Annotated in this window: 24 protein-coding genes; 13 read left to right on the forward strand and 11 right to left on the reverse strand. The window is 49.0% G+C overall.

The window, feature by feature from the left end; translation table 11 throughout:
• Positions 1–5: 5 nt before the first annotated feature.
• The 5 genes from XMA127_RS08075 to XMA127_RS08095 all read left to right on the forward strand — a co-directional run bounded on the left by XMA127_RS08075 (position 6) and on the right by XMA127_RS08095 (position 4,624).
• A complete protein-coding gene (locus XMA127_RS08075) occupies positions 6–968 on the forward strand; it encodes an SLAC1 anion channel family protein (RefSeq protein WP_173484370.1) in 963 nt (320 codons plus the stop codon).
• A gap of 67 nt (positions 969–1,035) precedes the next feature.
• Complete coding sequence (locus XMA127_RS08080; RefSeq protein WP_173499123.1) at positions 1,036–2,340, forward strand: DASH family cryptochrome; 1,305 nt, start codon at positions 1,036–1,038, stop codon at positions 2,338–2,340.
• Complete coding sequence (locus XMA127_RS08085) at positions 2,340–2,483, forward strand: DUF2256 domain-containing protein (protein ID WP_173481210.1); 144 nt, start codon at positions 2,340–2,342, stop codon at positions 2,481–2,483. Before XMA127_RS08080 ends, XMA127_RS08085 begins: the two co-directional genes overlap by 1 nt.
• Positions 2,480–4,024, forward strand: coding sequence for a cryptochrome/photolyase family protein (locus XMA127_RS08090; protein ID WP_173484368.1), 1,545 nt, complete (start codon positions 2,480–2,482; stop codon positions 4,022–4,024). The genes XMA127_RS08085 and XMA127_RS08090 overlap by 4 nt, the downstream gene beginning before the upstream one ends.
• Before the next feature lie 42 nt (positions 4,025–4,066).
• Positions 4,067–4,624 (forward strand): molybdenum cofactor guanylyltransferase, encoded by a 558-nt coding sequence (locus XMA127_RS08095; RefSeq protein WP_173483022.1) that lies wholly within the window; start codon positions 4,067–4,069, stop codon positions 4,622–4,624.
• Here XMA127_RS08095 and XMA127_RS08100 read toward each other — a convergent pair.
• From XMA127_RS08100 to XMA127_RS08120, 5 genes are read right to left on the reverse strand one after another with little or no spacing between them, the layout of a single operon-like run.
• Complete coding sequence (locus XMA127_RS08100; protein WP_173483023.1) at positions 4,601–4,825, reverse strand: formate dehydrogenase subunit delta; 225 nt, start codon at positions 4,823–4,825, stop codon at positions 4,601–4,603. The genes XMA127_RS08095 and XMA127_RS08100 overlap by 24 nt on opposite strands.
• A 1-nt stretch (position 4,826) precedes the next feature.
• Positions 4,827–5,627 carry a formate dehydrogenase accessory sulfurtransferase FdhD gene (gene fdhD, locus XMA127_RS08105; RefSeq protein ID WP_217362083.1) on the reverse strand — a complete coding sequence of 267 codons (801 nt, stop codon included), beginning with the start codon at positions 5,625–5,627 and terminating at the stop codon, positions 4,827–4,829.
• Positions 5,628–5,633: 6 nt separating this feature from the next.
• Positions 5,634–8,492: a formate dehydrogenase subunit alpha gene (gene fdhF, locus XMA127_RS08110; RefSeq protein ID WP_173499124.1), complete on the reverse strand. Its 2,859-nt coding sequence runs from the start codon at positions 8,490–8,492 to the stop codon at positions 5,634–5,636.
• Positions 8,492–10,042 carry an NADH-quinone oxidoreductase subunit NuoF gene (locus tag XMA127_RS08115; RefSeq protein ID WP_173483025.1) on the reverse strand — a complete coding sequence of 517 codons (1,551 nt, stop codon included), beginning with the start codon at positions 10,040–10,042 and terminating at the stop codon, positions 8,492–8,494. Before XMA127_RS08115 ends, fdhF begins: the two co-directional genes overlap by 1 nt.
• The gene (locus XMA127_RS08120) at positions 10,035–10,571 is read right to left on the reverse strand and encodes a formate dehydrogenase subunit gamma (RefSeq protein ID WP_173484365.1); all 537 of its coding nucleotides are present in this window, start codon (positions 10,569–10,571) and stop codon (positions 10,035–10,037) included. Before XMA127_RS08120 ends, XMA127_RS08115 begins: the two co-directional genes overlap by 8 nt.
• A gap of 85 nt (positions 10,572–10,656) precedes the next feature.
• On the opposite strand from XMA127_RS08120, the gene XMA127_RS08125 reads away from it, so the two are divergent.
• On the forward strand, positions 10,657–11,724 hold the full coding sequence (locus XMA127_RS08125) for a substrate-binding domain-containing protein (RefSeq protein WP_173483027.1): 1,068 nt from the start codon (positions 10,657–10,659) through the stop codon (positions 11,722–11,724).
• Between the two features lie 9 nt (positions 11,725–11,733).
• Here XMA127_RS08125 and purU read toward each other — a convergent pair whose 3' ends face one another.
• Positions 11,734–12,603 carry a formyltetrahydrofolate deformylase gene (gene purU, locus XMA127_RS08130; protein WP_173481212.1) on the reverse strand — a complete coding sequence of 290 codons (870 nt, stop codon included), beginning with the start codon at positions 12,601–12,603 and terminating at the stop codon, positions 11,734–11,736.
• Between the two features lie 105 nt (positions 12,604–12,708).
• Between purU and XMA127_RS08135 the strand changes: the two genes are divergently transcribed.
• Positions 12,709–12,900: a hypothetical protein gene (locus XMA127_RS08135; RefSeq protein WP_173481213.1), complete on the forward strand. Its 192-nt coding sequence runs from the start codon at positions 12,709–12,711 to the stop codon at positions 12,898–12,900.
• 8 nt (positions 12,901–12,908) lie between these two features.
• On the opposite strand, the gene XMA127_RS08140 is transcribed toward XMA127_RS08135, so the two are convergent.
• Together XMA127_RS08140 and XMA127_RS08145 are read right to left on the reverse strand one after the other, a co-directional pair.
• On the reverse strand, positions 12,909–13,850 hold the full coding sequence (locus XMA127_RS08140) for a ketopantoate reductase family protein (RefSeq protein WP_173499125.1): 942 nt from the start codon (positions 13,848–13,850) through the stop codon (positions 12,909–12,911).
• A 5-nt stretch (positions 13,851–13,855) separates the two neighbouring features.
• Positions 13,856–14,734 (reverse strand): LysR family transcriptional regulator, encoded by an 879-nt coding sequence (locus XMA127_RS08145; RefSeq protein ID WP_173484364.1) that lies wholly within the window; start codon positions 14,732–14,734, stop codon positions 13,856–13,858.
• A gap of 111 nt (positions 14,735–14,845) precedes the next feature.
• On the opposite strand from XMA127_RS08145, the gene XMA127_RS08150 reads away from it, so the two are divergent.
• The 3 genes from XMA127_RS08150 to XMA127_RS08160 all read left to right on the forward strand — a co-directional run bounded on the left by XMA127_RS08150 (position 14,846) and on the right by XMA127_RS08160 (position 18,589).
• The gene (locus tag XMA127_RS08150) at positions 14,846–16,345 is read left to right on the forward strand and encodes a CoA-acylating methylmalonate-semialdehyde dehydrogenase (protein ID WP_173483030.1); all 1,500 of its coding nucleotides are present in this window, start codon (positions 14,846–14,848) and stop codon (positions 16,343–16,345) included.
• A gap of 80 nt (positions 16,346–16,425) precedes the next feature.
• Complete coding sequence (locus tag XMA127_RS08155; protein ID WP_173481217.1) at positions 16,426–17,334, forward strand: DMT family transporter; 909 nt, start codon at positions 16,426–16,428, stop codon at positions 17,332–17,334.
• Positions 17,335–17,413: 79 nt separating this feature from the next.
• The gene (locus tag XMA127_RS08160; RefSeq protein WP_371731524.1) at positions 17,414–18,589 is read left to right on the forward strand and encodes a YbfB/YjiJ family MFS transporter; all 1,176 of its coding nucleotides are present in this window, start codon (positions 17,414–17,416) and stop codon (positions 18,587–18,589) included.
• A gap of 63 nt (positions 18,590–18,652) precedes the next feature.
• On the opposite strand, the gene pobA is transcribed toward XMA127_RS08160, so the two are convergent.
• From pobA to XMA127_RS08175, 3 genes are all read right to left on the reverse strand, one after another.
• Positions 18,653–19,864 (reverse strand): 4-hydroxybenzoate 3-monooxygenase, encoded by a 1,212-nt coding sequence (gene pobA, locus XMA127_RS08165; RefSeq protein WP_217362084.1) that lies wholly within the window; start codon positions 19,862–19,864, stop codon positions 18,653–18,655.
• Positions 19,865–19,974: 110 nt separating this feature from the next.
• A complete protein-coding gene (locus XMA127_RS08170; RefSeq protein WP_173495304.1) occupies positions 19,975–20,856 on the reverse strand; it encodes a helix-turn-helix domain-containing protein in 882 nt (293 codons plus the stop codon).
• A 22-nt stretch (positions 20,857–20,878) separates the two neighbouring features.
• Positions 20,879–21,349: a MarR family winged helix-turn-helix transcriptional regulator gene (locus tag XMA127_RS08175; protein ID WP_173481220.1), complete on the reverse strand. Its 471-nt coding sequence runs from the start codon at positions 21,347–21,349 to the stop codon at positions 20,879–20,881.
• Positions 21,350–21,556: 207 nt separating this feature from the next.
• On the opposite strand from XMA127_RS08175, the gene XMA127_RS08180 reads away from it, so the two are divergent.
• From XMA127_RS08180 to XMA127_RS08190, 3 genes are read left to right on the forward strand one after another with little or no spacing between them, the layout of a single operon-like run.
• Positions 21,557–22,327 carry a crotonase/enoyl-CoA hydratase family protein gene (locus XMA127_RS08180; RefSeq protein ID WP_173481221.1) on the forward strand — a complete coding sequence of 257 codons (771 nt, stop codon included), beginning with the start codon at positions 21,557–21,559 and terminating at the stop codon, positions 22,325–22,327.
• A 16-nt stretch (positions 22,328–22,343) separates the two neighbouring features.
• Positions 22,344–23,111 (forward strand): 3-hydroxyacyl-CoA dehydrogenase, encoded by a 768-nt coding sequence (locus XMA127_RS08185; protein ID WP_173481222.1) that lies wholly within the window; start codon positions 22,344–22,346, stop codon positions 23,109–23,111.
• A gap of 24 nt (positions 23,112–23,135) precedes the next feature.
• On the forward strand, positions 23,136–24,908 hold the full coding sequence (locus XMA127_RS08190; RefSeq protein WP_173484361.1) for an acyl-CoA dehydrogenase: 1,773 nt from the start codon (positions 23,136–23,138) through the stop codon (positions 24,906–24,908).
• The last annotated feature ends 9 nt before the right edge of the window (positions 24,909–24,917 follow it).

Genomic DNA, 24,917 nt, shown 5'->3' on the forward strand with positions numbered 1-24,917 from the left:
AAACAATGAATGATGTGACATCTCGTCTAGCCCATATGCCGGTGGCTCTGTTCGCAACGGTAATGGGAATGGGTGGCTTAACCCTCGCTTGGAAAAAAGCCTCTGAGGTTCTAGGTATTACTAACCTTGTGTGGCAAGTACTGTTAGTGATTACGGCCGTTCTATTAGCAACACTGGCAATCAGCTACCTATTAAAGATGCGCCGTCATGCTCATCAGGTGATTGCCGAGTTTAATCACCCCATCAAAATCAGCTTCTTCCCTGCTTTTTCCATCGGCTTAATGCTGATCGCGGTCGCAATGGCGGAGATCATGACACCTCTGGCAACGGCCGTCTGGTGGATGGGCGCTTCAATCCAACTGATCTTGACGCTCTATTTGATGAATCAATGGATACACCACGCTCGCTGGCAGGTACAACACACAACCCCTGCTTGGTTCATCCCGATTGTGGGCAACATCATCGCGCCCATTGGGGGGGTTACGCTGGGCTTTACCGAGGTCAGCTGGTTCTTCTTTGCGATCGGCATACTCTACTGGATTGTGTTAAAAGTTTTGGTCTTTAACCGCATCATTTTTCATGAACCACTCCCTGAGAAGTTACTGCCGACACTGTTCATCATGATCGCGCCGCCCGCGGTAGGATTCATCGCCTATTTGAAACTCAATCAGGGCGTTGTCGATAACTTTGCACACATTCTCTACTACGCGGCGATGTTCTTGGTTCTGCTACTTGTGTCGCAGCTCCCACGTTTTGCAAGAATCCCCTTCTTTGTCTCTTGGTGGGCCTACTCTTTCCCAATTGCCGCCTTCACCATTGGCACACTGATCATGTTTGAGCAGAGCCAGACTCTCTTCTATCAAACATTGAGCCACCTAATGCTGACACTGGTCTCTATTTTGCTATCGATTCTAATTGTGAAGACGGTTAAAGCGGCTATCAAAGGATCTATTTTCCAACCCGATTGATTCCCGTCACTCCGTGCTCTAAAGCCCAGAGCAGTGCGTATCAAAGATTCAACCATAGGATCGCCCCATGTATCGACACACACTGCTCTGGTTCACCAACAACTTACGCCTTGATGACAACCCCGTCTTTAATAAAGCCCGTAACAGCGAACAGCTAACCTGTCTCTTCATCCAACACCCCAGGGATAAGCGCACCAATCGATTTGGTTTCAAAGGAATCGGTAAGCATCGCCAACAGTTTTTAAACCAAGCACTGTCAAGCTTGCACAGCAAACTTAGCCTGCTGAACCAGGCGTTAGAAGTGATTGAAAGCGATTACGTCGAAGCGTTAAGCCAGGTCATTTTACGTGATCAAGTCGAGCATTTAGTCACCTCTCGACACACTGGCAGCTATGAGCAGAGCGCTCTTAAAGAGATCGCATCACGCTTTCCGCACCTAGTGATAACAGTGTTAGAGACGCACACTCTTTACGGTGAGCGACAACTTCCCTTTGCCCTAGCGGAACTGCCGGATAGCTTCACACCCTTTAGAAAGAAGATAGAGTCGATCGAGGTTGATGCCCCTATTGCTGAACCTGACAGCCTACCTCCTCTCGGCGATAAACAGGGTTCCACATTCAACATGGATTGCTCTAGCGAGAATGCCTTCAACGGTTCTGAGCAGAGCGCGTTAGACCATCTCGAACACTATTTCTCCAGTGATCTACCCGCCACCTACAAGGAGACTAGGAATGGTCTGGATGAGTGGGCGTGCTCGACTAAATTCAGTCCCTGGTTAGCGCTAGGGGTATTGTCACCCAAGCGCATCATTGAGAGGCTGAATCGTTATGAGGAAGATGTGGTTGCAAATGACTCGACCTACTGGATATTTTTTGAACTGCTGTGGCGTGACTATTTCCAGTGGTATGCCCACAAGTGGGGCAACAAGATCTATCACCAGACTGGGCCATTTAATCGTAAGCCCTTAACCTCTTTCTACCCAGAACGAATGAAGTCCTGGATTGAAGGCACCACCCCCTACCCAATCGTCAACGCTGCCATGCGTCAGTTGAAAGCAACGGGTTATCAATCCAATCGCGCCAGACAGCTGGTGGCGAGCTGCTTAGTGCATGAGCTTGGCATTGACTGGCGTTACGGTGCGGCCTACTTTGAAGAGGCGCTGATCGATTTTGATCTGGCCAGTAATTGGGGGAACTGGCAGTACTTAGGTGGAGTTGGTGCAGACCCGCGCGGCCATCGACAATTCAATCTGGCGAAGCAGACACAAACCTATGACCCTGAGGGGCTATTTATACAGCGTTGGGGCGGTGAAGAGATGATGCTGCCAATCGATCGTGTCGACTACCACGACTGGCCCATCGAGATGAAATAATGCACCACAAACTCAATCTACCAAGCAAAATCTGTGAGCAGTGCCAAAAGCCCTTCAACTGGCGCAAAAAGTGGGAGCGCGATTGGGAGCAGGTGAAGTACTGCTCGGAGCGCTGTCGACGCGAGGCTAAGCAACAGCGATGAGCACCCTTAGACTGGTACTCGGCGACCAACTCAACGCCAAACACAGCTGGTTTCGTGACAAATCAGACGAAGTTACCTACCTCATTGCTGAACTGCACCAAGAGCAGAACTACGTTAAACACCATCTGCAAAAGATCACCGCTTTTTTTATGGCGATGCAGCGCTTTGCCGAGGCTCTTAAAAGCGCTGGTCATCAGGTCATTCATTTAACGCTTGATGAGACCGCCGATTTTGAATCCCTAGACTCATTGATCAACCATTTGATCAAACGCCAGGGTTTTACACAGATTGAGTATCAGCGACCTGATGAGATACGTCTTCTTGAACAGTGTCGCAACCTATCACTACCAGAAGGGACCGGTCTGCGTGAGTTCGACACCGAGCACTTCCTACTGCCATTTGAAGCGATCAGCAAAGAGTTTAAACCTAATACTGGACACCGTATGGAGGCCTTCTACCGGCGCATGCGGGTTAAACATGGCTACCTTATGCAGGGCAAAGAGCCCGAAGGCGGTCGTTGGAATTACGATACCGAGAACCAAAAAGCGTTTAAAAAAGCGGATCTTGCGGACATTCCAGAACCCCTGGTGTTTGCTCACAACACAGAAGATATTCGAAACCGTTTAGATCGACACGGCATCAACTACTTTGGTGAGATGGGCACACAACTTGTCTGGCCAATCACACGAAGTGAAGCGCTGGAGTTGCTGGAGTTTTTCTGCACTCACTGCCTACCTCTATTTGGAAAATTCCAGGATGCGATGACGGCGAACTCGGAGCACAAATGGAGTCTCTACCATTCACGAATCTCCTTCGCTCTGAACTGTAAAATGATCTCACCGGCACAGGTGATTGAGCGAGCCATTCAAGCATACCGCGAGCAACCCGAACGTATCGATCTTGCTCAGATAGAGGGCTTTGTCAGGCAGATTCTAGGTTGGCGCGAGTTTGTTCGTGGCATCTACTGGATCAATCTACCTGCATACCCCAGCATGAATGCCCTGAATGCAGATAGGCATCTCCCCGACTTTTTCTGGGATGGTAAGACCAAAATGAACTGCATGCACCAGTGCATTGATCAGTCACTGGAGTACGCCTACGCGCACCACATTCAGCGACTGATGGTTATAGGGAACTTCTGTTTAATGGCTGGCATTGATCCTAAACAGGTTGATGCCTGGTATCTAGGCATCTACATCGACGCCATTGAGTGGGTAGAGATGCCCAACACCCACGGTATGAGTCAGTTTGCCGACGGCGGCTTGCTAGCTTCCAAACCCTATTCAGGATCAGGCCAGTACATCAATCGAATGAGCGACTACTGCAAAGGGTGTCACTACGATGTGAAACAACGCTCGGGGGATAACAGCTGCCCATTCAATAGCCTCTATTGGCACTTCCAACATCGCCACGCCAGCCGTTTCAGCAACAACCCACGCACCGCGATGGTCTATCGTAACTGGGATAAAAAGCCTGAAGAGGAGAAAACAGAGATTCTGCAAACAGCCGAGCACTATTTGCAGAACCTAAATGAGCTCTAGGGTAAACTAAACGACCTCGCAACCTTTAGAAAGATGAGCAAGATGCATAAGTTCAATGGAGTCATTCTAGCCGGCGGTCACTCATCAAGAATGGGGGCTGATAAGGCTCTACTGACACTGGATGGAGAAACGCTGTTAGCGCGTGCCCAACAGCTATTATCTGAATGTGGGGCAGGTAAAGTAAGGGTTTGCCGAAATGATGACAATCCAGCTCATATACAAGATCAGTTTAAAGACTCCGGTCCTCTAGGTGGCATACATGCAGCACTGGCTGAAGACTCATCACGGCCAACCTTAGTGATACCCGTTGATCTGCCACTAATGCAATGCAGCGAGTTAAGTCGACTCATAGATGCGGGGTTTACCCATCAGTGCACTAGCCACTTCGATGATCTCTACATTCCCATCTTTATTTGGAATCCTGAATCTCTTATCGATGGACTGACGCAGCGACTTGTTGAGGGTGAAAGACTCTCTCTCAAGCGTTTCTTTTCTGAAAGAGAAGAGCGCTCTATCCCCTGCATAGACGAGCAACAGCTACTCAATGCCAATACGCCAGAGGAGTGGCAGGAGATATTAGAGCGCTTTCAATCGCTCTAAAGAGGCTTTCGCTGCGTGTGACAGTTCAGATCCATCCGCCTCTAGATAAGCAAAAATTTGCTCTTTCATACCGCGTGACCAAAAGCGTTTTAAGTGCACAGAGACCTTCTCAGCCACCTGATCTTGAGACTCTCCAGAAGTGATATTGGCGGCGATTTGATTAACCATCTCGATCATCGATGCCAATTGATGCTGTGACATTCTAAATTTCCTTATTCAACTTTGTGTACTGCACCTGTCGTCCGGGGCGAGCAAAACCGATCAAACGAATCCCAACCGCCTCGGCCTGACGACAAGCAAGATCAGTGGGAGCTGATAGAGTAACCAGCTGGGCAATGCCAATGACGGCCGCTTTCTGAACGATTTCGTAACTCCCTCGACTGGAAATAAGTACAAATCCGTTCTCCACTTCAGCGCCTGTTTGCATGAGATAACCCACCAGTTTATCCATCGCATTGTGACGCCCAACGTCTTCAAACACTCTTAAGATCTCACCCGACAGAGAACACCATGCAGCAGCATGCACTCCCCCGGTTGCTGTTTGCAGCGCTTGATGTGACTGCAAATGCTGAACCGTTAAGTCGATCGATTCAGGGCTAACATTGACTGTCTGGGATACAGCTGCAATAGGTCGAATCGCCTGCTGTATCGACTCTACACCGCATAAGCCACAGCCAGTGCGTCCTGCAAGGTTACGCCGCGTCTCTCCCAAACGACGAGCGGCACGTTGAGTCACCTCAATTTCAATTGAAACACCTGCCGAATCAGGCAGATACTCAACATCGATACCCAATATTTCGTCAGCCGACTCCACAACCCCTTCGGTTAATGAAAAGCCATAGGCAAAGACCTCAAAATCCGCTGGCGTTGTCATCATCACCGCATAAGAGAGCCCGTTATAGACGAGCGCTGTGGGTATCTCTTCGGCTACCTCATCAAACAGGCTAACCTCAGATTGATTAACCTGCCATCGGGATACCTGTCGCGTTCGACTCTGCTTCATCACGGGTTAGGCTTTCTCACCCGTCGCTGACGCCAAGAAGTCTCTCTGACGTTTATCAAACTGCTTAAACTGAGACTGCCAATCGGACTCACCGGTGACTTTATTAACCTGCACGGCTGTCACTTTGTACTCAGGGCAGTTAGTCGCCCAATCTGAATTTTCAGTTGTGACCACATTCGCCCCGCTACCTGGGTGGTGGAAAGTCGTGTAGACCACACCTGGCTGCATACGATCTGAGACCAGCGCCTTGAGCACAGTGGTGCCCATTCGAGAGGCAATACTGACCGAATCACCTGTTTGAATACCGCGATCCTCGGCATCGATCGGATGGAGCTCGAGTTGATCTTCAGGGTGCCACTGCTGGTTCTCTGTTCGACGGGTCTGAGCACCGACATTGTACTGACTCAAGATTCGACCAGTGGTCAGAAGCAGAGGGTAACGTCGATTCGATCGCTCTTCAGTCGGCACATACTCAGTGATCGCGAACTGAGCCTTTCCGATTGGAAAACTATCCATGTGCATAATCGGCGTACCTTCAGGCTGCTGATCATTACATGGCCATTGAATGCTACCCTGCTCTTCTAAACGCTGATAATTCACACCTGCAAATGAGGGTGTTAATTGAGCGATTTCATCCATAATTTCTGAAGGATGCTGGTAGTTCATTGGGTAGCCTAAAGCATTCGAAAAGGCCTGAGTAACCTCCCAGTCGGCCATCCCAGCAAGCGGCTTCATCACCTTGCGAACACGGTTGATACGTCGTTCAGCATTGGTGAATGTGCCATCTTTCTCTAGGAATGAAGAACCCGGCAAGAAGACGTGGGCAAATTTGGCGGTCTCATTCAAGAAGATATCCTGAACCACCAAGCACTCAAGCGACTTCAATGCAGCTTCAACATGAGCCGTATTCGGATCAGATTGGGCAATATCTTCACCCTGCACATACATCCCTTTAAAGTCACCATCGAGCGCAGCATTAAACATATTAGGAATACGCAGACCGGGTTCGTTATCAAGCGACACATTCCAGACAGCTTCGAACTTCGCTCTGACCTTGTCATCTGACACATGCTGGTAACCGGGTAGCTCGTGTGGGAATGAACCCATATCACAGGAACCCTGCACATTGTTTTGACCACGTAGCGGGTTAACACCAACCCCTAAGCGGCCGATATTACCGGTCGCCAGTGCCAAATTGGCAATACCCATGACCATTGTGGAACCTTGCGAGTGTTCGGTAACACCTAAGCCATAGTAGATTGAACCATTAGGAGCTTTGGCAAAGGTACGTGCAGCGTCGCGAAGTGTCTCTGCTGCAACACCAGTAATCTCTGCTACGGCCTCGGGTGCGTGTTTCGGATCTGAAATATGCTCACGCCACTGCTGATAGCTTCCATCATCGACACGCGAAGCAATAAAGTCACGATCCTCTAAACCTTCAGTAATCACCACATGAGCAAGTGCATTAATGACGGCAACATTGGTTCCGGGAAGTAGTTGAAGATGTTGTGACGCTTTAATGTGGGCACTTGAGACGAGACTGGTAGAGCGAGGGTCTGCCACAATCAGAGATGCACCCTCTCGGACACGACGCTTCAACATCGAGGCAAACACAGGGTGTGCATCCGTCGGGTTGGCACCGATCACCAAAATAGCATCAGAGTGCAAAACAGACTCAAATGTCTGTGTCCCAGCCGATTCACCCAAGGTCACTTTCAATCCAAAACCGGTCGGCGAGTGGCAGACACGCGCACAGGTATCAGTGTTGTTGTTACCAAAACCAGCGCGGATCAGTTTCTGTACTAGATAGGTCTCTTCATTAGTACAGCGTGATGAAGTGATGCCACCGATACTTTCACGACCGTATCTCTGTTGAATAGATCGCATCTTGTTAGCCGCATAAGTGAACGCCTCATCCCAAGAGACCTCTTGCCAGGGCTGATCAATTGAGTCACGAATCATCGGTTTGGTCACACGATCACTGTGTGTTGCATAGCCAAAGGCAAAGCGACCTTTAACACAGGAGTGTCCCATGTTCGCTTCGCCACCCTTGTAAGGCACCATGCGAATGAGCTGATCACCTTTCATCTCGGCTTTAAAAGAGCACCCCACACCACAATAAGCACAGGTAGTCACAACTGCGTGTTCAGGCTGACCTTGATCAATGACCGATTTTTCCATCAATGTAGAGGTCGGGCAGGCTTGGACACAGGCGCCGCAAGAGACACAGTCTGATTCCATAAAACTGTCATCAGCGCCAGCGGTGATCTTTGATTCAAAGCCACGATGCCCCATGGTTAACGCAAAGGTGCCCTGAACTTCTCCACAGGCCCGCACACAGCGAGAACATGCAATACACTTGGTCGGATCAAAGGTGAAGTATGGATTTGATTCATCTTTCTCACCCTCAAGGTGGTTCTCACCATCAAATCCATAACGAACTTCACGCAGACCAACGGCACCGGCCATATCTTGAAGCTCACAGTTACCATTAGCCGGACAGGTCAGACAGTCCAGCGGGTGATCAGAAATGTAGAGCTCCATAATGTTACGACGCAACTTCGCCAGAGCGTCATTTTGCGTTGTAACACGCATGCCCTCCTCTGCTGGTGTCGTGCAGGAGGCAGGTTTACCTCGACGGCCTTCAATCTCTACGGCACAGAGTCTACAAGAGCCGAACGACTCGAGATTATCAGAGGCACAGAGCTTGGGTATTTGTATACCGATCTCCGCTGCCGCACGCATAACAGAGGTACCCTCAGGAACTGATACCTGAAAGTCATCTATCCAAAGAGAGACCATTTTGTCTGATTGACGCTTAGGCGTCCCGTAATCTTTGTCGGCTTCAAAAAATTGGACGGTCATTAGTGGACCACCTTGGCAAAATCTTCAGGGAAGTGACGTACAGCACTCATAACGGGGAAGGGTGTCATTCCTCCCATGGCACATAGCGACCCATCCACCATGGTTTCGCAAAGATCTTCAAGCAACGCCATATTCTCTTCACGAGATTGGTTTTGCTGAATTCGATCAATCACCTCAACCCCTCGGGTAGAACCGATTCTGCAGGGTGTGCATTTACCGCAAGACTCAGAGACACAGAACTCCATTGAGAATCGTGCTTGCTGCAACATATCGACTTGATCATCAAACACGACAACACCACCATGGCCTAACACGGCTTGCTTGGCAGCAAAGGATTCATAATCGAGTGGCGTATCCCATTGTGATTCGGGAAGGTAGGCTCCTAAAGGACCACCGACTTGAACAGCACGCATAGGGCGGCCGGTAAAGGTACCGCCGCCAAAATCGTCCAACAGTGTTTTTAACGAAGGACCAAAACCGAGTTCAACGAGGCCGCCTCGTTTAATGTTTCCAGCCAACTGAAAAGCCAGGGTCCCTCTTGAACGACCAAAGCCAACATCGGCATAGGCTTTAGCCCCTTCGCGAAGAATAAATGGAACTGAAGCCAACGTAAGCACGTTATTGACGATCGTTGGCTGACCAAAGAGTCCTTTTATCGCAGGCAGTGGCGGTTTAGCACGAACCATACCACGCTTGCCCTCAAGGCTTTCTAGAAGCGCTGTCTCTTCACCACAGATGTAGGCTTTAGCACCGAGACGCACCTCAAGATTGAAGCATCGTCCCGATCCACAGATATTAGTGCCAAGGAAGCCTTCGCTCTCTGCAGTGTTAATCGCAGCATTAAGGATACGGTGCGCTTCAGGGTACTCAGATCGAAGATAGATGTAACCCTGTTCAGCACCCACAGCCAGAGCCGCGATGGTCATCCCTTCGATCAACTGATAGGGATCCGCTTCCATAGCTAAACGGTCAGCAAATGTGCCAGAGTCACCCTCATCCGCATTACAGACAATGTACTTCGTTTGGCCAGGGTCGGCATCCACATCATGGACCGTTTGCCACTTTATACCCGTTGGAAAGGCAGCACCGCCTCGACCACGCAATCCTGACTCTTTAACCTCATCAACAATCTGCTGCCCCGATAGATTTAACGCTTGGCGCAAACCGACAAATCCACCGGTGGATTTGTAAAATGTGATTGAGAGTGGATCATCCAACCCAGCTCTGGCAAATGAAAAACGCTGCTGCTGTTTTAAATAGGGAATCTCTTCAGTCAGCCCAACAGACAATGGGTGAGATTTGTCTGCATTCAAGATCGCATTTACCAGTGATTGATCAACCTGTTGAGTTGTTACTGGGCCAAATCCAACACGCCCTTCTGGCGTTTCGATCTCAACTAAGGGCTCAAGCCAAAACATGCCCCTAGAACCATTCCTAACAATCTCAATTTCCTGCCCTGATGCACTGGCAAGCGCTAGTATAAGATCAGCCACGGCATCAGAACCTAAGGCTTTTGCTGTCATATCTTGCGGGATAAATAGTTTAGCCATTGGTTAGCTCCAAGTTGTGCGTGCGAAGCCCATCCATCAGGTCGTCAAACTGTTCAAGCGTGACACGAGCATAGGTTTGATCGCCAATGCGTATAGAGGGAGAACAGGCACAGTTGCCCAAACAGTAAACGGGCTCGAGTGTAATCTCGCCATCAGCGGTCGTCTGGTGGTAATCGATACCCAAAGCTTGTTTAGCGTGAGCCTCTAAAGCGCGGCCACCCATAGCCTGACAAGACTCTGCTCGACAGATCTCGACCTGATATTTCCCAGGCGGTGTCATTCTGAACTGGTGATAGAAGGTAATCACGCCATATACATCGGCTTTAGATTGATTGAGCGCAGCCGCTATGAGATCGATCGACTCAGGCGGAATGTAACCGACGGCGTTTTGAATCTCATGCAGAATAGGCAACAGCGCGCCTGGCTTATCTTTCAACTGCTCAATTGAAGAAACAACGCCATCAACCCACTGTTCTGTTGTAAAACCCGTAGGTAGAGAGGACGCCTCTGAATATGCATTTTTATTCATATTTAATCGCACTATATTGGCTGATTTTTTGTTTAAAGAACCTTATCATTGGTTAAAGCCTATACAAATATGCATTTTTATTCATATGAACAAGATCAAAGTCGAGCCTAACTGGACATTTACCGACAGCAGCGGACAGCAACTAAGTCCTCAGCTTTTTGCACTCTTACATGCACTGAAAAAATCAGAGAAACTGACAGACGCTGCTAAACAGATTGGCATCTCATACCGACACGGCTGGAACCTGATCAAACAGTGGACCGATTTTTTTGGAACACCTCTGGTAGAGATGCAGAAAGGTCGTGGAGCGAAGTTAACAATACTGGGGGAAAAACTGCTTTGGGCCGAAGAGCGAGTCCAAGCGAGACTTGGACCTCAGATGGAGAACCTCGCAACCGAATTGAATTTAGAGATCCATAAAGCGCTAGAGATACACAACCCGATCCTAAGCCTTTACGCCAGCCACGGCTACGCGGTTGCACTACTCCCAGAACACATTGAAGAGCTAGAACTTAATCTGCAATACATGCCGGCCGAACAAGCGATCCGTGCTGTGATCGCTGGGGAGTGTGATATTGCAGGCTTTCATCTTCCAAGGGGAGTGGGCGGCAGCCAATTGATTGAACAGCACAAACGACAACTGTTAAGTGATGACCTTACTGTCATTCGCTATATTACCCGCCAACAGGGGTTGATCGTTCAATCAGGGAACCCTAAACAGATTAAGTCGCTTAACGATTTAATACGTTCTGATGTTCGATTTATCAATCGGCAGGAGGGCTCCGGCACCAGCGCACTGTTTAATGAGTTGATTCATCGCGCAGAACTGGACCCGGAAAAGATTAATGGCTACACCACTCGAGAGTTCACACACTCAGCCGTTGCCGCCTATGTGGCATCAGGCATGGCAGATGTGGGCTTAGGTGTAGAACCTCCGGCACGAAACTTCGGGTTGGATTTTATCCCGCTTGCGCTGGAGCACTACCTTTTAGTCTGTAAAACAAACAGACTTGAACACCCTCCGGTTAAAGCACTTATCGGGCAACTCACCAGCCCAGGACTCACCTCAGCCATCGAAGCCCTGCCAGGTTACCAGTTGGATGGAATAGGCTCCCAAATGAGCACTGATAAGCTCTTTGCAGCGATAACCTAATTTGAAAAGCTATGAGAGCACTACAGTTTTCAGACCGTTAACAAAGACGCGCTGTTCGGTGTGAGCACGAACGGCTTTGGATAACGCCAGGTTCTCCATGTTACGACCCATATCTCGCAAGTCATCAGGGCCAAAACTGTGATCAACACGACCCACCTCTTGTTCGATGATCGGACCTTCATCAAGATCAGAAGTAACATAGTGAGCGGTCGCACCAATCTGTTTCACACCGCGATCATAGGCTTGGAAATAGGGTCTAGCGCCCTTGAAGCCTGGCAAGAATGAGTGGTGTATATTGATGCACTGCCCTGCCAACGCCGAACAGAGCTCTGGCGACAGAATCTGCATGTATCGAGCCAGTATCACCAACTCAGAACCTGTCTCTTTGAACGCTTGCAGAATGCGCTTTTCACGAGCAGCTTTGGTCTCAAGTTTTGTCTCCAGGGTAGGCAACAACTCGAAATCTAAGCCGTAGAAATTGGCGACAGGCTCAAGGTCTGGGTGGTTAGACAGAATGCCTGTCACTTCGATATTGAGCTCACCACGTTTCTGCTGGTAGAGCAGCTCCATCAGACAGTGATCGTGTTGCGAAACCAGTATCAGAGTTTTCATGGGCGCTTTAGCGCTGCGCCACTGAGCGTTCATCTCTAACGCATCCGCAACTTCACGATTAAACTCGTCGGCTATCAGGTCTAAATCCAATGGCGTGTGAGTAGTAAACTCTAAACGGCTGAAAAAACGACCCGACACCTCGTCATCAAACTGCTTCATTTCGACAATGAAAAAATCACGATTCGCTAAAAAAGTAGTGATTGCGGCCACCAATCCAGTACGGCCGGGACACTCAACCTTGAGTGTGTAATGATGTGACGTAGACACGCTGTTTCCTAATAGTGCAGTTCGAACTCAATTAGCTCGAATATCTAATATGCGTTTAGAATAAACGCTTCATTTTTATATGCAATCCACCTGAGGATACAAATTGTGATTCGCGACGATGACCTAGCTTTTTTCAAACCCAAAGCTCGCCGCTACGGTACTGTCATATTTACAGGACTTTGGGCTGCAGCCGAGTGGTTCTTTTGGGGTGCTGCCCCATTCTGGTCAATACTCGCTACGGGTCTGTTTGGATACACCTACTGGCGATTGATTCACACCTATCCTAAAGAGTTGTAGCCACTCAGTTACTTCACTCCTGACCAGAACTCAGATGAAATCTGGCGTGCCAATATGAGTGCCGTCATTAGCTCATTTTTGGGAACCGAAACACCCAACCGCTTCGCTTGTTCAACAACAAATCCATTCAACGAATCGACCTCAGTTAAGCGCCCCGCCCGCACGTCCTGCAACATAGAGGGCTGATGAAAGCGGTGTTCGGCACAAGCGAAGTTGATTAGGTTATGCAGCGCCTCTGTGTCCACAGTCGCATCCATTGCGTTCGCGACACTGACAGCCTCATCGGCCAACGCGTGAGCTTCCCGCTTCAATGCCTCAGTGTCGTTAACAATACCCGGGCCGGCATCAGTTAAAGCACAAACTCCGTTCATAGCGACATTGAAACAGGCCTTCTGCCAGATCTTGTTCAAAGGCTGATCGACATTGGCAGCAGTAATACCCGCCTCTGTTAGTATTTTCTCCAACTCAATCGCTGCAGAAAGCGCATGCTGATCATTCGGATTGAGTGGGCCAAACCAAGTATCGCTAAACCCGTGCGAGCGAACAAAGCCAGGCTCAACCTGAGTTGCGGGAATCATCGTAACGCCATGAATCACAGACTGTTTAACATGTTCAGCGATTCGCAGACCATTACCCAAACCGTTTTGAAGCGTTACTATGATCGATGAAGGTGATAGTTTTGGTTCAATGGCCTTGATAGCCTCTACACTTTGGTAGGTTTTAGTGAACAGCAGTACAAAACGAGCATCGCACGCGTGCTCTAACTGCACCGCACTTGGGTGAACAACAAAGGTATCATCACTGGTTTCAACTTTGAGCCCCTGAGCGTTTACCACTTCAGCATTACTGCTTGAGCGATTGACCAGTTGTACACTGTAACCCGCCTCAGCAATGCACCCACCGACATATGCACCCAGTGCGCCAGCTCCTAAAATCATCACATCATTCATAGACACTACTCAGCTTTTAGTCCCTTCATAAATTCGAGGGTAGCACCGATTCGAGGTACCTTCTCGGTACTCTGGTGATATACAAGATAAAACTCTCTTTGTACCTCAATCTCAGGGGTCAAACGTACCAGTTGATCACTCTCTCTTAGTAGAAACCTGTGCAGCATACCGATACCTAAACCAGCTTTAACTGCTTCAACCTGACCAATAGGAGAGTAGATTGCTGTTTGTGATTGCCACTGAGGCCATACAGAGCGAGGTGTATTGAGTTTGTCCGAAAAAAGAAGGTCTTCCACATAACCGATCAAACGATGCTCCGATAAATCCTCAATAGAGTCCGGCATACCGTATTGATCAATATATTGTTGAGATGCATAGAGACCAAGGCTATAGCTACCTATGCAGATAGAGTCCAGCTTGGGTTCGGTTGGTTTACCCACCATCACCGCAATATCGGCTTCACGCCTTGATAACGAAAAGCCGCGTGACTGAGGAACAATTTCTATATTTAGATCTGGGTTATCCTGAAGAAAAGATGACAACTGCGGTGTCAGCACGCGCAGCGCAAACCCCTCTGGCGCTGCGACACGCACAGTGCCACTGACGGAGCTGCTATCACTACCAAAGATTTCGCCGGCTGCTTCTATTTCGGCCTCTGCACGCTCGAGGTAATGCATCAAACGCACGCCTTCGTCGGTCAGTTTCAGTCCTTTACTCAGGCGGATAAAGAGCGGAGTTCCAGTCCTCTGTTGCAAATAAGAGAGGTGACGAGACAGTGTAATCGTCGAGATATTTAGGCTCTCAGCCGCCTTTCCCATCTGCCCTGCCCTAGCAACGGCAAGAAAGTAACGAGCATCTTCCCAGTTAAATGTTGAACTGCGCATAACCCACCCAATTGATCTATCAATTTTGATATATCATACATTAATTATTTTATATTGTTACAACAAATATGATGATGTCTAATAACTCCATACCAATAAAGGAGAAGTTCTATGTCTATCGTAGGTAACTACATCGGCGGCCAGCACGTCGCTTCAAACTCAGGTCGTACAGCACCTGTCTACAACCCTGCGACTGGCGCACAAACTAAAGAGGTTGCGCTTTCAACTGCAGATGAGACTCGTGCAGCGATTGCCAATGCACAAGAAGCTTTTAAAACTTGGAGCAAAGTGACTCCACTTCAGCGCGCTCGCGTCATGTTTAAGTTTAAAGAGCTAGTAGAAGCTAACGCTGATGAACTTGCTGAGCTAATTACTTCTGAGCACGGTAAAGTCTTCTCTGACGCGAAAGGCGAACTAACTCGTGGTCTTGAAGTTGTTGAGTTTGCTTGTGGTATCCCTCACCTTCAGAAAGGCGAGCACAGCCTAAACGTTGGCCGTGGCGTAGACAGCTACAGTCAGATGATGCCTATGGGTGTGTGTGCGGGTATCAGCCCATTCAACTTCCCAGCAATGGTTCCAATGTGGATGTTCCCAGTAGCAATTGCCTGCGGTAACACCTTCGTAATGAAGCCATCTGAGAAAGATCCATCAACGACTATGCGTCTAGCAGAGCTGCTTAAAGAGGCGGGCCTACCAGATGGTGTATTCAACATCGTAAACGGTGACAAAGAGGCAGTAGACGTTCTTCTTACAGATGAAGCAGTTCAGGCAGTAAGCTTCGTAGGCTCTACGCCAATCGCTGAGTACATCTACTCAACAGCGAGTGCACACGGCAAACGTGTTCAGGCTCTTGGCGGTGCTAAGAACCACATGATCGTAATGCCAGATGCTGAGCCATCACAGGTTGTTAGCTCTCTAATGGGTGCTGCATACGGTTCTGCAGGCGAGCGTTGTATGGCGATCTCTGTTGCTGTCTGTGTAGGCGATGCGGTTGCTGACCACCTGATCAAAGATATGACTGCAGAGATCGAGAAGATGTCTGTAGGCAACGGTATGTCTTCACCAGAGCCACACATGGGCCCTCTAGTTAGCCGTGTTCACGCTGACAAAGTATTGGGTTACATCGATTCAGGTGTAGAAGAAGGAGCAACGCTTGTCGTTGACGGCCGTAACTTCAAAGTGGTTGATCACGACAATGGTTACTTCGTTGGCCCAACGCTGTTCGATAACGTTAAGCCTGGCATGCTCATCTATAACGAAGAGATCTTTGGTCCTGTGCTTTCGGTTGTTCGTGTTAACAGCTATGAAGAGGCACTGAACCTAATCAACGAACACGAATACGGTAACGGCACGGCTATCTTCACACGTGACGGTGACACGGCTCGTAACTTCTGTGAAAACGTACAAGTAGGCATGGTCGGTGTCAACGTGCCAATCCCAGTACCTATGGCATTCCACAGCTTCGGTGGCTGGAAACGTTCGCTATTCGGTCCACTGCACATGCACGGTCCAGACGGCGTTCGCTTTTACACTCGCATGAAGACAATCACAGCTCGCTGGCCAACCGGTCTAAGTGCTGGTCCAGAGTTCACAATGCCAACAATGAAGTAATCTTCATTGAGCAACAAAAAGACGACCCTTGGGTCGTCTTTTTTGTTTATGCTATCCACTCAACCTTACGAGATCACACATTGAACCCTCAATACCTTAAATCTGACCTACTCATGCTGCTGGCCTCCCTGTTAGCTGCCATTAGCTGGATATTCTCTAAAGAGGTTCTGCTAGGTCTTGAACCCATTCTATTCATGGGCTGTCGATTTATGTTGGCGGGGCTCCTGATTGCCCTGTTCGCACGCAGTGAGTTGTTACTCTTCACCTTACGTGACCTTTCGCGGGTGACCTTGGTTGGTGTGATATTTGCCGCAGGCCTAGGGTTTTGGATATTAGGCCTGTTCCACGGAACTCATATCGGAATCGGCGCGTTTCTGACCAGTTTAGGTGCCATTTTTGCACCTCTTTTGGCGCCACTATTTGGTGACCAACCCACACGTTTTGCCTGGTTCGCGGTGCCGGTTGCTGTGATCGGTGCTGCTTTTCTCACCTTAACATCTAACTTTGTCTTTGGTTTGGGTGAGTGGTACTACTTAGCGTCAGCAATCTCTTTTGCAATCTACCTAAACATCAATAGTCGCGCCGCCGGTAAAACACCATTAAGAGCACTGACGTCGATTCAACTGCTGACAGCGGGCGCTGTTCTGTTGCCGATCTCATTATTAACCGAAAGCTGGACCATTAACGCCGAGATCTCGATTCTAGGCTGGTTTCTTGCCAGTGTGTTAATTGGGACCAGTCTGCGCTTTTTTGTTCAGACCTACTCACTGAAACTTGGCCCCGCAAGCCGAGGTGCTCTGATCCTGACATTGGAGCCTGTTTGGGTGGCTATCTTAGGTATGATTTGGCTGAAGGAGACGATGTCCGCGTCACAACTACTTGGTTGCACGTTGATTCTGCTCGCGGTTTTCATATCCAGAGCAGACCTATTGTTAAAGGTTTTCTGTAAATCGAAACGACTAAGATCCAATGGGCATTCCGCATCTTAAAATCGATGCACTAAAGGTTTAATACATTTATCTACTTTTTCGCATTAGAGTGATCGATCACCTTTAGGAATTGAGCATTGTGAGCAGCACAGATTCAAACAGACATTTAATCATTGAGCGCAACAAAGTTATCTTTGCTGGCATCTGTTCAATGATCCTGACGGTTGGCATAGCTCGATTCGCTTACACACCTCTGCTACCGCAAATGCTAGAGCAGACAGATCTCTCAAAGTTAGTGGGAGGCTGGTTAGCAACCTACAACTACATCGGCTATTTAGTCGGAGCTATCTTAGCGGCGAATATCAAAGAGCTGTCAGCAAAACTTCATCTCTACCGTTTTTATCTAATTCTTGCGACGGTCACTACGTATGGTACTGGCCTTACAGAGGATCACCTGCTCTGGTCAATACTCAGATTTCTCTCTGGCATCTCCAGTACCGCGGGGCTGCTGCTCGCCTCTGGACTGGTCATAAACTGGTTGCGCGCCAATCATTTCAAGCCACAATTAGGGGTCCATTTCATCGGCATGGGCATCGGTATTGTCTTTACCGGTTTGATCACAGCCCTATTTTCGGCCGATCTAAGCTGGGATCAACAGTGGCAAGACCTTGCATTGATGGGCGCTGTGTTTCTAATTCCAGCTTGGCTTTGGATGCCCTACCCACCTAAATTTGAAGCAGGTACGTCAAATCAAACTGAAGAGCCTGATTCGCGGTTCATGAATCTACTGATCGCCACCTATTTTTGTGCCGGTGTCGGTTACGTCATTAGTGCTACGTTCATTATCGACATACTACAGAACACCCCTCAGTTAGCCGGCAAAGGTGGTTGGGTGTGGGTCATCGTGGGACTTTGTGCGGCGCCGTCGGCACTGATCTGGGACAAGGTAGCTAACCGCATCGGACAGATACAAGCCCTGCAATTGGCCTACATCATTCAAATCGTTTCGTTTATCTTGCCGCTTGTGACCGACCACAGCTTGGCCAGTTTCATTGCCGCCGCTTGTTGGGGAGGCACCTTTGCCGGAATCGTCAGCTTAACCTTGGCTATTGTCGGACGTGCATTCCCCTACAACCCAGCGAAAGCGATGGCAAAACTGACCATCAGCTTTGGGGTTGCTCAGATCGTTGCACCGATTTTTGCCGGTTATGTTGCAGACCTATCCGGCTCCTACCTTGGAGCACTCATCGGTGCATTGGTTGTGATGATTGCAGGTATGATGTTTTTGCATAAGATTGGCTATAACCTGAAGTGAATGACCAAATAAAAACGCCAGGCTGCAACTAAGCAGCCTGGCGTTATTAGCAGATGCGTAAAATTACTCTTTTACATCTTCGTAAGGAAGACCTACATACTGCTCGGCAATAACACGACGACCATTTTCGTAGTTCATGAAGTAGCTGAGCTCAGAATCCATAAAGCGCTGACGCATTTCTGGATCAGTACCTGCATCGCTAACTTCGTCACCAAAGTCGTGAAGCATGTTAGTCATCATCCAGCTGAAACGTTCACCGTGCCAAACGCGGCGCAGTGCGATTTCAGAGTACTGATCAATGTATTTACGATCACCCGTTTCATAAACTTTAGTCAGAATCTTGTATAGCGTTGCCACATCAGAAGCAGCCAGGTTAAGACCTTTAGCGCCTGTTGGCGGTACGATGTGTGCCGCATCACCGACTAGGAAAAGATTGCCGTACTGCATTGGCTCACAAACAAATGAACGGAGCGGTGCAATAGACTTCTCAAGTGCTGGTCCAGTAGTAACATTGTCAGCCGCCTCTTTAGGTAGGCGCTTTTTAAGCTCTTCCCAGAACGCTTCATCAGACCAATCTTCAACCTTGTCAGTCAAAGGTACCTGAATGTAGTAACGTGAACGAGTTGGTGAGCGCTGTGATGCTAGGGCAAAGCCACGCTCTGATTTCGCATAAATAAGCTCATCGTGACATGGAGGCACATCAGCCAGTAGACCTAACCAACCGAATGGGTAGACACGCTCGTGCTCAGTACGTACATCTTCAGGAATCGTTTGACGTGAAACGCCGTGGAAGCCATCACAACCCGCGATGAAGTCACACTCAAGACGGTACTCTTCTCCACCGTGAGTGAATGTCACATAAGGATTATCACTCTTCACATCATGTGGCTGAACATCCGATGCTTCATAGTAAGTATCCAAGCCTTCAGTTGCTTCACGAGCAGCCATTAGGTCTTCAGTAATATCGACCTGACCGTAACAGACAACGACGTCACCGCCTGTCAAACCTTTAAGGTCGATACGATGATTTTCACCATTTACTGCAATGACGACACCTTCATGAACGTGACCACACTTGTCCATGTTTTCAGCAACACCGGCTTCACGGACTAGATCTGCAAAGCCCTGCTCAAGGATACCTGCGCGGATACGACCCAATACGTAATCACCTGTTACACGTTCAAGTATGACGTTAGAGATCCCTTTCTTGTGTAACAGTTGTCCTAACAACAGACCCGAAGGGCCGCCACCAATGATCGCTACTTGTGTCTTCAATGTTTTCATTATTCTGCTCTCGAGATGATTCAAAATCGTTCAAACATAATGGACCGACGGCTCTGCTCCCAACAGGGCCATTAACGATCATTAATAGTACTTTTCCGATCTTAATTAGAGTCGTAGTTATGAGAACTACGGTAGACAGCAGGGGTTTGATCAGTCAGTTTCTTGAAGAAACGCGAGAAGTAGGCAGGGTCTTTAAAGCCCAGATCAAAGGCCAACTCTTCGACACTACCGCGGGTGAACACCAGACGACGCTTGGCTTCCAGCAGCAATCGCTCTTGCACCATCGCCTTGGCGGTTTTACCCACCTCCTGTTTACAGAGGCGGTTAAGATGATCGGCCGATATTCCAATAAACGACGCATACTGCTCTACCGACAGGTGGTCATAAAGGTGTTGTTCGATCAGCTTCCGGTATCTTATTACCGGTTTGGCGGCTTGAAGTGATGGCGCGGTGTCGGCATCAGTCACTAGCAAACGACGCAGCTGCATCAACGTCGCTCGGGCTAACCACTCTGAAACCAGAGAATGCCCCATATCGACAGAGGCCAGTTCCCGCTCGATCATTCCTATATAGCCTTGAATCTCCTGGACAATACGCTCCTGGCCCACCAAAGAGATCACCGATGCACCAGCAAACAGGGAACCAAAATAGGGTTCACAACGCTCATAGGACTCGTTGGTCAACAGCGGTTCTGCCAATGTCAGCACGACACCCTCAGTTTCGGGCGAGAATCGAAAGCCGTGTACAACGCCGGCTGGCAATGAAATCGCAAAGGGGCCTGTGAGAGACTGTTTTTGATCATCGATGGTCACTTCAGCCATGCCATCAAAGACAAAAATGATTTGGAACATCCGTCCATGTCGGTGTGGTTGGATCGACCAACCATTATCACGACTGCGGCTCGCGATGTTCTCAACATGCACAAACACCGGATCATCGATATTAGATTCACCGTAGAGCCCAAACTGGGGAATAGGGTTCATGCTCGTTGAGGCGGTCATGCTTTTACTGAGCCTCAGCTCGATTCGATAAACGAGTCAGCATATCGACCAGTAGTTCGCGCTCTGAATCTTGTAACGGCTCATAGAAGGCCTCTTCGTTAGCCTGCACCTTCTTCTCTGCCGCTTGGTACCACTCGTTGCCATGCTCAGTCATTCTGAGCGCATAGGATCGTCTGTCATTCTCGGCAGCACAACGCTCTAGCAGATTCATTTTTTCTAGCTTATCGATCGCTGCGACCATAGCCGAACGGTCAGTACCAAGGGTATTCGCCACTGCGGTCTGCGTCAGGCCAGGGTTGCGGTAAACAATTTCCAACACTGAAAACAGACCTGGACTGATGCCTAACTCAGCACAACCTTTGGAAAACCCATTAAAGGCAGCAAGCTGAGCACGACGCAGGTGGTAACCCAGGGAGCTCCCCAATAGGCCAAGATCCACATCTAATTCATTTTTACGTTTTGAACGACTCGCCATTCTTTACCCTTAACACTAATACAGCAGCTATAAAGCACTTAAAAAGATAGGGATATTGTAAACACACTTTGTACTTAAATTAAAATTGTTTAGTTACTAAACAGTTTTAGACCAAAGCATATTGCTGAACCCTTTAATTGTTTATATGATAAACAAATATCAGACAGACACTGTGCTTCATAGCACCCAAACAAAATGAGGCTTCTTATGAGCAACTACACTTACATCCAGTTCACTGTTGAAGACGGCATCGGCCACCTACACCTTAACCGTCCTGAGAAGAAAAACGCGATCAACGACGAACTGTGTCTTGAGATCGAACAGGTATTTATCACCATGCCTGAAGATGTACGTGTCGTGATTTTCTCGGGTGCTGGCCCAGAGTTCTGTTCAGGTCTTGATCTTGCGGAACACAAAGCACGCCAAGGCCTAGATGTTGTTAAGCACTCAAACATGTGGCACCGCACCTTTGGACATATTCAAAACTCAGGCCTTCCAGTAATTGCCGCTATGCAGGGTGCTGTTATCGGTGGTGGCCTTGAGCTAGCAACCTGTGCACACGTTCGTGTTTCTGAAAAAGGCACTTACTACCGCCTACCAGAAGGCCGCCACGGTATCTTCGTGGGTGGTGGTGCATCACGTAACGTTGCACGCGTTATCGGTGCCGGCCGCATGACTGAGATGATGCTAACGGGTCGTGATGTCGACGCTGAGGAGGGCTACCGCCTAGGCCTATCACACTACGTTGTTGAAAATGGCCAGTCACTGGAGAAAGCAAAAGAGCTAGCAGCACACATTGCCACCAACTCACCCTACTCAAACTGGGCTATGACAACAGGCCTTCGTCACATCGACAGCATGTCTCATGACGACGGCATGTACACTGAGTCTCTACTTTGCGGTATTACACAGACTCACCCAGACGTTGTTGCTCGTCTAGAGAAGTTCCTAAACCGTAAAAAACAGCCACAGCAGTAAGCGGCCGGAGTTCACTATGCAGATTGCAGATAAACTATTTCTAGTGACTGGCGCTGGCTCAGGCCTTGGTGAAGCAGTGGCACGTCGTCTAAGTGCGATGGGTGGCAAGGTATGTATCGCAGATATCAATGAAGCAGGCGGCAACCGTGTTGCAGCCGATTTGGGCGACTCGGCGATCTTTTGTAAAACTGACGTCTCTGATGAAGCTTCTGTAAGCGCGTGTATTGAAGCAGCAACAGCTAAGTTTGGTGCACTCTCAGGGGTTGTTCACTGTGCTGGTGTTGGCGGTGCTAAACGTCTGGTTGGCCGTGATGGCCCACACGACCTTGCGAGCTTCCAGCGCATTGTAAACATCAACCTAGTCGGTACATTCAACATTGCACGTTTGGCTGCGAACGTCATGCAGAACAACGAACCAGGTGATTCTGGCGAGCGCGGTGTGATTGTCAACACGGCATCGGTTGCTGCATTTGATGGTCAGATTGGTCAGGCGGCTTACTCTGCATCTAAAGCCGGTGTAGCAGCAATGACACTACCACTAGCGCGTGAACTAGCGAAACTTGGCATCCGCATCATGACGGTTGCTCCAGGTCTATTCCGCACACCGCTGATGGACGAACTACCTGAAGAGGTTCAGGCAGCGCTTGGGGCATCTGTACCTTTCCCTTCACGTCTTGGTAATCCAGATGAGTTTGCAATGCTTGCACAGCAGATCATCGAAAACCAGATGTTAAACGGTGAAGTGATCCGCCTTGATGGTGCGATCCGCATGGCCGCCAAATAATCATTAAGCAGAGGTAAGTTAACGATGAGTGACTATCAAGCTCCGCTAAAAGAGATGCAGTTTTTGGTTCAGAACGCTGTTGAAAATACCGGTCTGAACGCCAATGAAGCTTTGGCTGATTTCGATGCCGATACTGTGGCAGCCATTCTAGAAGCGGCCAGTGAACTGGCTGGAAAATCGCTTTCGCCAATGAATGCTGTGGGTGACAACGAAGGTTGTCGCTTTGAAGATGGCAAAGTCTTCACACCTACCGGTTGGAAAGAGGCGTTCGATCAGTTCGCAGCAGACGGCTGGATGGGCCTAGCCCTACCTATGGATTTCGGTGGTCAGGAGCTGCCTAAATTCATCGCGCAGCCTGTTAACGAGATGTGGCATAGCGCTAACCTTTCGTTTGTCATGTTCCACGCAGTCATTCAGGGCTGTAGTGAAATCCTAATGAAGTTCGGCACGGAAGAGCAGAAAGCGCGTTACATCGAGAAGTTCATCACCGGCGAATGGACTGCTGCCATGGCTTTAACTGAGCCTAGCGCTGGTACTGACTTGGGTGAGCTCAAAACCAAAGCGATTCCTCAGGATAACGGCCAATACCTAATTAAAGGTCAAAAGATCTACATCACCTACGGTGAGCACGACATGACTGAGAACAAGGTTCACTTTGTTCTAGCTCGCACACCGGATGCGCCTGAAGGTAGCCGTGGCATCTCTCTATTTGCTGTACCCACTTACCGTATTAATGACGATGGTTCACTGGGTGAATTTAACGACGTTGTCTGTACCGGCATCGAACACAAAACCGGTCTACACGGTAGCCCGACCTGTTCAATGAGCTACGGTGACAAGGACAACTGTTTCGGCGAATTAGTCGGTCCAGAGAACAAAGGCTTGATGGCAATGTTCATTCTGATGAACGAAGCTCGCCTATCTGTCGGTGTACAGGGTGTAGCTCTTTCTCAAATCGCATATCAGCAGGCGTGTGAATATGCACTTGAACGTCCACAGGGTCGTCACTTTGCTACTGGTGAGCGTCGCGTAGCCATCGCACAGCACCCCGATGTTGCGCGTATGTTAATGACCATGAAGTCATTTGCGACTGGTCAGCGCGCGTTAGGTTACCTAATCGCGGCACTGTTCGATCAATCAGAACACGCAACGGACGAAGCTGAAAAAGCTGCAGCAGAGTCGCGTATTGCACTACTCACTCCTATCTTTAAAGCCTTCGCGACTGAACAGGCCAACCTAATGACCGGCACCGGCATTCAGGTATTTGGCGGCATGGGCTTTGTTGAAGAGACGGGCATTGCACAGTTTATGCGTGATGCTCGCATCACGACCATTTACGAAGGCACTACTGGTGTTCAAGGCAGCGACTTGCTGTTCCGTAAGATTCGTATGGATAAGGGTGTAGCACTGACTCAGTTACTTGAAGAGATCGATGCTGTCGCTAATGAGCTCACTACAAACACGGATCTTGCCAAACTGGGCCAGGACCTTACCGCAGCAACCGCAGCCGTTCGTGACACCCTCCCTGCCCTGCTGGCTGAAGAGGCTGATCTACTGCAACTGAATGCTGGCGCAGTCCCAATGCTGGATGCACTGGGCTTCTTACTGACAGCATGGCAACTTGGCGAGATTGCATTGAAAGCAACTGCTGAACAGAGCAACGATCCAGAGTTCTTTGGCAACATGATTGCGCTAGCCAAGTTCTACAATGCGCACCAGTTACCTCAGGTGTATGCAAAAGTGGCTAACTTCAATTCCGCAGCTGACGGGATTGCGGACTACAAATTTGATGCTTAACGCTTAGAT

The organism is Marinobacterium sp. xm-a-127 (assembly GCF_013283425.1).
Lineage (GTDB): Bacteria > Pseudomonadota > Gammaproteobacteria > Pseudomonadales > Balneatricaceae > Marinobacterium_E.

Excerpts from the sequence above, each read along its gene's own strand:
- XMA127_RS08075 (WP_173484370.1), top strand. The coding sequence starts at position 6 with ATGAATGATGTGACATCTCGTCTAGCCCATATGCCGGTGGCTCTGTTC.
- XMA127_RS08080 (WP_173499123.1), top strand. The coding sequence starts at position 1,036 with ATGTATCGACACACACTGCTCTGGTTCACCAACAACTTACGCCTTGAT.
- XMA127_RS08085 (WP_173481210.1), top strand. The coding sequence starts at position 2,340 with ATGCACCACAAACTCAATCTACCAAGCAAAATCTGTGAGCAGTGCCAA.
- XMA127_RS08090 (WP_173484368.1), top strand. The coding sequence starts at position 2,480 with ATGAGCACCCTTAGACTGGTACTCGGCGACCAACTCAACGCCAAACAC.
- XMA127_RS08095 (WP_173483022.1), top strand. The coding sequence starts at position 4,067 with ATGCATAAGTTCAATGGAGTCATTCTAGCCGGCGGTCACTCATCAAGA.
- XMA127_RS08100 (WP_173483023.1), bottom strand. The coding sequence starts at position 4,825 with ATGTCACAGCATCAATTGGCATCGATGATCGAGATGGTTAATCAAATC.
- fdhD (WP_217362083.1), bottom strand. The coding sequence starts at position 5,627 with ATGAAGCAGAGTCGAACGCGACAGGTATCCCGATGGCAGGTTAATCAA.
- fdhF (WP_173499124.1), bottom strand. The coding sequence starts at position 8,492 with ATGACCGTCCAATTTTTTGAAGCCGACAAAGATTACGGGACGCCTAAG.
- XMA127_RS08115 (WP_173483025.1), bottom strand. The coding sequence starts at position 10,042 with ATGGCTAAACTATTTATCCCGCAAGATATGACAGCAAAAGCCTTAGGT.
- XMA127_RS08120 (WP_173484365.1), bottom strand. The coding sequence starts at position 10,571 with ATGAATAAAAATGCATATTCAGAGGCGTCCTCTCTACCTACGGGTTTT.
- XMA127_RS08125 (WP_173483027.1), top strand. The coding sequence starts at position 10,657 with ATGAACAAGATCAAAGTCGAGCCTAACTGGACATTTACCGACAGCAGC.
- XMA127_RS08140 (WP_173499125.1), bottom strand. The coding sequence starts at position 13,850 with ATGAATGATGTGATGATTTTAGGAGCTGGCGCACTGGGTGCATATGTC.
- XMA127_RS08145 (WP_173484364.1), bottom strand. The coding sequence starts at position 14,734 with ATGCGCAGTTCAACATTTAACTGGGAAGATGCTCGTTACTTTCTTGCC.
- XMA127_RS08150 (WP_173483030.1), top strand. The coding sequence starts at position 14,846 with ATGTCTATCGTAGGTAACTACATCGGCGGCCAGCACGTCGCTTCAAAC.
- XMA127_RS08170 (WP_173495304.1), bottom strand. The coding sequence starts at position 20,856 with ATGAACCCTATTCCCCAGTTTGGGCTCTACGGTGAATCTAATATCGAT.
- XMA127_RS08175 (WP_173481220.1), bottom strand. The coding sequence starts at position 21,349 with ATGGCGAGTCGTTCAAAACGTAAAAATGAATTAGATGTGGATCTTGGC.
- XMA127_RS08180 (WP_173481221.1), top strand. The coding sequence starts at position 21,557 with ATGAGCAACTACACTTACATCCAGTTCACTGTTGAAGACGGCATCGGC.
- XMA127_RS08185 (WP_173481222.1), top strand. The coding sequence starts at position 22,344 with ATGCAGATTGCAGATAAACTATTTCTAGTGACTGGCGCTGGCTCAGGC.
- XMA127_RS08190 (WP_173484361.1), top strand. The coding sequence starts at position 23,136 with ATGAGTGACTATCAAGCTCCGCTAAAAGAGATGCAGTTTTTGGTTCAG.